This window comes from Mesorhizobium sp. M7A.F.Ca.US.006.01.1.1 (assembly GCF_003997935.1).
Taxonomy (GTDB): domain Bacteria; phylum Pseudomonadota; class Alphaproteobacteria; order Rhizobiales; family Rhizobiaceae; genus Mesorhizobium.
Genome location: NZ_RZQL01000308.1, coordinates 1 through 7,131, shown reverse-complemented (window position 1 = coordinate 7,131; position 7,131 = coordinate 1). Strand labels below are relative to the sequence as shown.

At 64.3% G+C, this 7,131-nt stretch carries 3 protein-coding genes and 1 pseudogene; all 4 read right to left on the bottom strand.

Going from position 1 to position 7,131, the window contains the following annotated elements; genetic code table 11:
* The coding region (locus tag EN943_RS33050) for an autotransporter-associated beta strand repeat-containing protein (RefSeq protein ID WP_206522855.1) at positions 1-3,847 on the bottom strand (3,847 nt) is incomplete at its 3' end.
* A 512-nt stretch (positions 3,848-4,359) separates the two neighbouring features.
* Positions 4,360-6,084 (bottom strand): ATP-binding protein, encoded by a 1,725-nt coding sequence (locus EN943_RS33045; protein ID WP_127416142.1) that lies wholly within the window; start codon positions 6,082-6,084, stop codon positions 4,360-4,362.
* A 5-nt stretch (positions 6,085-6,089) separates the two neighbouring features.
* Positions 6,090-6,740, bottom strand: a complete 651-nt coding sequence (locus EN943_RS33040) for a response regulator transcription factor (RefSeq protein WP_245476065.1) — start codon at positions 6,738-6,740, stop codon at positions 6,090-6,092.
* Positions 6,741-7,009: 269 nt separating this feature from the next.
* Positions 7,010-7,131, bottom strand: a pseudogene (locus EN943_RS39010) (LysR family transcriptional regulator); the annotation flags it as partial.

Sequence of the window (7,131 nt, the reverse complement as noted above, 5' to 3'; positions counted from 1 at the left end):
TGCCCCACGACCCAAAGGCCTGACCCCAGACGGCAAAACGGTCGGTGTCGGCGGCGACCATTTCCGGGCCGCCCTCGCCATAGGCCATGACCGGCAATGCGGCCGCGCCAACATCGCCGAAGGCGGCACGGATGCGAGAAGTGGCCGCATCACGGACGAAGCGGCTGTCCTCGACCAGCATGCCCTTGGCCGAGGCATGGATATCGCCCGATAATTGGTCGAAGACATCTTGAGCGGCAGCCGTGGCGGGCAGCTGCAGGATGGCGTCGTAGAGCGGATTGCCGCTGCCCAGGCTCTCGGCGCCGCCGCCGGCGGCGATCTGGTTGGCGGTCTGGCCGATCCCGGCAAAACTGATGTTGTTGCGGCGCAGCCGCAGATAGACGCTGCCCGCGTCGTAGCTGAGCGAAGGATCGAGGAAGGCAAGATTGCTGGTCACATTGGCGAAGGCACCGCTGACGCCGCCGGTCGCCGACAGGATCGTGTAGTCGGTCTGGGGGCTGTAACTGCCCGCACCAGCCAGCACGCTGACCGTCCCGCCGTTGATCGTGGCCGGCCCGGTCACGTTGATGCGGGAGGCTTGTCCGGCCGCATCCGCGGCGACCTGATAGGTCGAGCCGGTCTTGAAGGTGACGGCACCCACGCTCATCGTGCCGATGCCATCGCCGGCGCCAGGTGCAACCGTGCCAGTGAAGAGGCGGCCGGAGACCGTGACAGTGCCAGTTATCGTGCCGGTTCCGCCCAGGGCGGCACCCGATGCAACCGCCACCTGGGTATTGCTCAAAGCCCCATTGATGATCAGCGTTCCGCCGGCCACATGGGTATTTCCGGTGTAGGTGTTGCTGCCGCTCAAGGTAAGCGTGCCCGTGCCCGATTTTGTCAGCCCGACGACCGTCGGCACGAGAATAGCCGGGAGGCCGGCGCTACCGGGACTGGCAACCTGAATGCCATTCCTGATGGCGCCGCTAAAGGTGGTGTCGGTGGCCTCATCCACGGTGAGCAGGCTGGGGGTCCCCATCGTGATCGAACTGGTGATATCGCCTGCGCCGGATAGCGAACCGACCGTCTGCGACGTGATGCCGAGATCCAGAGTGGCGCCGCTTGCGATGAAAAGCGATCCAGTTGGGGCGCCGAGCGTGCCGCCGTCGCCAAGGAATAGCCTCCCCGCCTCGATATTGGTGCCGCCCGCGTATGTATTGGCTCCGATCACGTACAGTTCGCCCGCGCCCAGCTTGGTCAGCGCGCCGACGCCGCCAAGCGGGGAAGTGATCTCCACCTGATAGCCGTTGGTGTCGATGAAGGCGCCGCCCGCCTTGATCGTCACATCGCCGGCAGCGAAATGGCCGAGCAGATCGGTGTCGGCAGTCGTGGCGCGCAAAATGCCGCCATCGAAATTGACCGTCGCGCCATCGTGACCTTTCCAGACACCACTGGTTTCCAGAACCCCGCGTGCTCCGGCCGTGCCGTTCAGATTCAGCGTGCCACTGGCGGAGCTTGTGCGCACCATATCGACCGTGCCGACGCCGGTGCTGACCCTGCCACCATCCGCGACGGTAAGCGTGCCCGCACCCTGATAGCCGAGGCGCAGATAATCCGTCGTCCACACAGACCCGATGCCGGTAACGAGCATCGTGCCATTGCTGCCGGCCACTTCGCCGATATAGCTGGTCAGGTTCGCGACCGTACCGCCATGTGCGATCGCCAGCGTGCCGCCATCGACGGTGGTGAACGAAAACGCGCTGTTGCCGGTCAGGGTCAGCGTGCCCGCACCATCCTTGATGAGCCACACGGCGCCGTCCCCAGCGCCCGTCATGAATCCGTCCGTGATCGCACCGCTGAAACTGGTGTTGGTCGCCTGATTGACCGTGAGCGGGCTTTGCCGGCCGCCATACACCGTACTGGTAATGCTGCCGGCGCCGGACAGCGCGCCGACCGTCTGGTTGGTACCGGTAAGATCAAACGTGCCACCGCCGGCGATCGCAAGCGCACCAGTCGGTGCGCCAAGCGTGCCGCCCAGGTCGACGTCGAGCTTCAGCGTGCCCGCCGAGATCGTGGTTCCACCCGTGTAGGTGTTGAACCCGGAAAGAATGAGCGTGCCGAGGTCGGTCTTGTCGAGACCGCCGCTACCGGTGATCACGGAGGAGACAGTCGCCGTCATGCCCGCACCGGCAGCAGTGCCGTCGCCGACGCGGATCGGCGTGGCAGCCGCGGTGAGGTTCAGCGCGTCACCCGTTACCTTGTAACCATCGACGAAGAACTGCATCCCGCCGTTCACGTCGAGCGGGCCGCCGCCGGCGCTGACCGTAACCGTGCCCGGCGTGCCCTGGAAGATCAGCATCGCAGCCGGATCGTAGACGCCGCTCGCGCTGCCGCCCGCGTTCGTCCAGTTGGTTCCGGCAGCGCTCCAAGTGCCTGTGCCACCGTTGACCATATTGTTGGCCGTGGTCTGCGCGCCGTTCCAGAAGCTGGAGGAGCCGGACGCGACCGCCCCGACCAGCAAGTTGACCTGGTTAGCCACTGAAGTCTGCACGGTCAGATCGCCACCAGCATAACCGGTTGGCGTCGCGCCAACGGTCATCCCGTTGTCGGTCAGTGCCCCACCATAATCGAACAGGCGATAGAGGCCGTTTCCGAAGCCACCAGCGTCGCCCACATTGAGCGTGCCGGCGAGCGTCAGATTGCCGGCGACGTTGAACAGGCGCGTATTGCCCGGTGCGCCGAGCGAGACGTCGACGACCGAGCCACCGTCCAGCGTCAGCGACCCCATCGACGGGGTCTGGCCGGCGCGGCCCAGGAGGGTGCCGCCGGATGCCACGGAGACGTCGCCGGCGATCGATCCGGCGCCGCCCAGGCTGCCTCCCGACGCAATCGCGACAGCCGACGTGCCCAACTGAATAGGCCCCCACATCACATTGCCCAGGGATCCATCGACGAGCAGCGTACCGCCCGTCACAAAGGTGGTGCCGGTATAGGCGTTATTGCCGCTCAGGGTGAGCGTGCCGGTGCCGGACTTGGTCAGCCCGGTCATGGTGGTTACGCCATTGATCTCGTCGAAGTAATCCGTGATGGCACCGCTGAAAGTGGTGTCGGTGGCCTGGTTGACGGTGAGCAGGCCGGGGTTGAAGTCCGAACGAGTGAGGGTACCCGCACCCGATAGCGAACCGACCGTCAGGGCTGCGGTATCAAAAACGAGCGTGGCACCGCCGGCGATGTCGAGCCCACCCATTGGCGCACCGAGCGTGCCGCTGTCCTTGAGGATCAGTGTGCCCGCTTCGATCCGCGTACCGCCGGTATAAGTGTTGGAACCCGAAAGCGTCAGCGTGCTCAATCCGCGCTTGACCAACGCGAGCGTACCGCCACCGGCTCCGTCGGCGATCACGCCACCGAAAGAAGAATCTCCAAGTGCCGAGCCATCGATCGTCAGCACGGCATCCGTCGCGCCGCCGTTTACGATCTGCCCGCTGGGGATGTAATTTGTGATCCGGCCGACGACCGTGCCATAGCCGTTGAGGTTGAGGAGGCCTCCTGCGGTCACGACCTGACTGCCGAATTCCAAGTCGGTATTCACGGTCGTTGCGTTGGCGGCCCCTATGTTGACGACGCCGTCTCCACCGAGCCTCAACCAGCTGCCATTGATGGCGCCGGCGGCCAGTGCGTTCACGGTGCCGTTGATATTCAGCGTCCCACCGGTAATGGCGTTGGCGACGTTCGCATTCACGACAGCGTCGAAGGTCGGCAACTGCACGAGACCACCGCTGACCGCGTCGGCCGTGTTCGCGTTCAGGACGGCGCCGTTGCTGAAAGTCGCGGCTACAGTGCCGCTGAATGTATCGGCTGTGTCGGCATCCACTTTGCAACCGCTGGTGGGTCCGCCGTTAAAAACCGGGAAACCGCTGGTGTACGGCCCCCCTCCCGGGTCACAAGCCTGGAGCGCATGGGCCGTCGAAGGTGCGCAGACGATGGCGAGGAGCGCGAGGGCCGAGGTCGTGACCCACAGCCCGCCGAGAGAAATGGGCCTCGAACGATTGCCTCGCCCTGCCGTCATTGCCATGCTCCCTTACGGCAGTCGTCCGCGTGTCGGCGCAAAGGAGCGCGGGCATACGCCTCCCCCACGCCGTCACCGGCGGCACCGCGGTCTCGATGATTTGCACCCCGATCCCGAAAGGGGAGCGTCGATGGTCTTTTCCGCCGGGGCGGTGGACACATCAATCCCGCGTTCGGGGGGGTATCGGCAAAATATTATGGTAAATCCGACATTTCGCCCGGCGACCTCGCAACACGCTTCCCGGCATTCCGGCCCCCTCGTCTGGGCCAGACCCGCCGAGCGCTCGAACCCAGCACTGACCACCTTCGACGCAGCGATCAGGCCTTTCGTCCTGCGGGGTGAGTCGGGATGGCCAAGGTCAGTTGCGTGCCGCGTCCAGGCGCGCTTTCGATCGCTATGCGTCCGCCCATCTGGTCAACCCGACGGCGCATGTTCGCAAGGCCCCGTCCCTCGCCGACAGCACCCGAGGCTCTCTCAGGCTCGAACCCCATGCCGTCGTCCGACAATATGACGAGAATGGCGCCATCGTCACCCGGGTTCACCGCGAGTTCGATCCTTGTGGCGGAAGCATGGCGCAAACTGTTGGCGATACCCTCCTGCAACAGCCGATAGAGGCTGAGCAACCGCCGCGCGTCGAGGCTCGGCGCCGGGGTGGGGAGCGTGCAGCGATAGTCCAGGGTGATGCCAGATCGGGCAAGACGGCCTGCCATGCGCTCCCGGAACATCGCCAGCGCCTCGTCGATCGGTTCGTTGCCCGCGTCGATTGCACTGGCCATGTTGCGCAGGTCATCGACCGAAGACTGTAGTCCCTGCTCGATTTCCCGCGAGGTCAGTCGATTCTCGCGGACATCGAGGAGAAGATGCGTCAGCACACCGCCGACCCCATCATGCATATCGCGCAGCAGACGCTGACGCTCGGCGTCGATCGCGATCAACCGCTCCTGATGGCGCAACAATCGCGAGGAGCGCAGCAGGCTCGCATCCTGCTCCAGCACCTGACGTTCCAGATCGCTGCGCGCCTCCTCAGCCTCCTGATTGAGCCTGTGCCCCTGCAGCCCGATCTCGAACAGGATGCCGAACATCGTCAACGGCGGTGCGAGGACCGACGCCTGCAACGCGAAACCGGTGGGCGGCGGCAGGAGAAACAGGTCGAAGCCAATCGAGGCAAGAGCGACAAGCAATATCGCCAGGACCCGGATCGCCGGCCCCGGCGCTGTCCGTCCCATCCGTAACAAGGCCAAAACGCCATATCCCAATAGCAAGGTCAGCGCTGTCCCATCTAGCCAGGGCACAATTGTCGCAAAACCGACGCCTGCGACCATGGCCCCAAGCAGTATGGCGAAGGCGACGACAAAACAGCCGCAGGCTGCCCACGCCTCGCGCGGCCGCCAGTCGGCAAAGGCGTTCACGGCAAGCGCTGCTGCCGTCAACATCAGATATTCCATGCCGTAGCGCAGCAACGGAAACCAGACATAGGGCAGGCTTTCCGCACCGAAGGTGGTGAGCCAGGCGTCGATGCCCACCGAGATGAGCAGCAGGCCGGTAATGCACTGAAGCCGCGAGAACCGGTTGACCGGCAACAGGACGAGCAGCGCTGCTCCCATCATAAGTTCCGTTGCAACGACCAGCCATACCATGTCGAAACGCTGGAATTTCTCCCGACCGGCCGCCTTGTCCATGCGGTCGAAAGGCCCCGCATAGGCTGTCGCGGCCTCTGGGCAGGGATCTTCCCAGCAGGTGAGCGACCACCCATTCCCCGCCGATGTTTCCGCGCGCGACAACAGGCTCGCCTGCGCCGGATGCAGGACCACGGGCTGCCAACCCGGGATACGCAGGATGGCTGGCCCTAAAAGCTCGGAAGCATAGGCGCCCACCTCGGCCGGCTCGGACGCCAGCAGCGCGCGTGCCGCGGGCAACCGGTATTCCTCCAGAGTGCCCGCGGGCTGCAAGCCGGTGATGATGAGCGCATAAGCGCACCAGAACAGCAGTTGCGCGCCGAGAATGATAGCGAGCGCGCGGCGCCATCCCGCCAGCCGGGGCATGATGGTCACAGGCGCAGCAACCCGCTGCGAAAGGCGCGCACCATGGCCTCGCCTCTACTGCTCACCCTGAGCTTCCTGTAGATCGATTTCACATGATCGCCGATCGTGTGTGGCGATATTTCGAGTTCGGCCGCCGCCTGCCGGTTGCTGTACCCACGCGCCAGAAGCTGGAGCAGTTCGATTTCACGCGGTGATAGCGGCGGGTCGGCATCATCCGGTTTCGGATCTTCCCGTTGCCGGCGCAGATGACGCAGCACATAAGCGGCGATGCTGGGCGACAATGGTGCACCGCCGGTCAACGCATCGGCGGCTTGCTGGCCGACGTCGAAACTGTCGATATCTTTCAGCAGATAGCCGTCCGCTCCCGCCAGCACAGCCGCCAGCACCGTATCCTGATCGCCCAGCACCGAGAGGACGAGTATTTTCGGTTCAAGACCGCCTCGTGCACGGATGTCCTCGATCAGTTCGATCCCGCTGCCATCGGGAAGGCCAAGATCGAGAATAAACAGATCCACCTTCTCGTCGAGCAGGGCACGCGCTCCGGCCAGCGTGCCCGCGGTGGCCACCAGCGACAAGCCGTCATGCGCCGCTACGCCGCGTCCAACATGAGCGGCGACGAGCGGATCATCCTCGACAATGACGACGTTCGCTTTCACGTTCCCCGCTCGCCTTACCCACCGGCTAGACACACTTCGACGCGAGGCGGGCAGCAACCGCGGAAAGTTTCTCTCGGTTTGTCAGCACCGGCTTTTGGCAAATCTTTTTCATGCCCCGTCTTCAGCCCGAATAGAGAGTCAAAAAGAACTCTGGCGCCTGCTGGTGTCAACATATTTCGCAAAGCAACGTCTCAAGAGATCGCGGCAGTCGGCCGATGGCGTACAAGAATTCATTTGCTCGACCAAGATAGTCGTCCCGTGGCCACGCATTAACCGACCTCTCGCAGGATGAAGTCGTGCAGCATCTTTGCGGCCGGCGACAGTGCGCGATTCCTGACTGTGATCAGGCTGTAGGGCCTGACCTCGATGTCGAATTCGGTCTGGACGACGT

Bases quoted from the DNA above. Each gene is read 5' to 3' on its own strand.
- EN943_RS33045 (WP_127416142.1), bottom strand. From the start codon at position 6,084: ATGCCCCGGCTGGCGGGATGGCGCCGCGCGCTCGCTATCATTCTCGGC.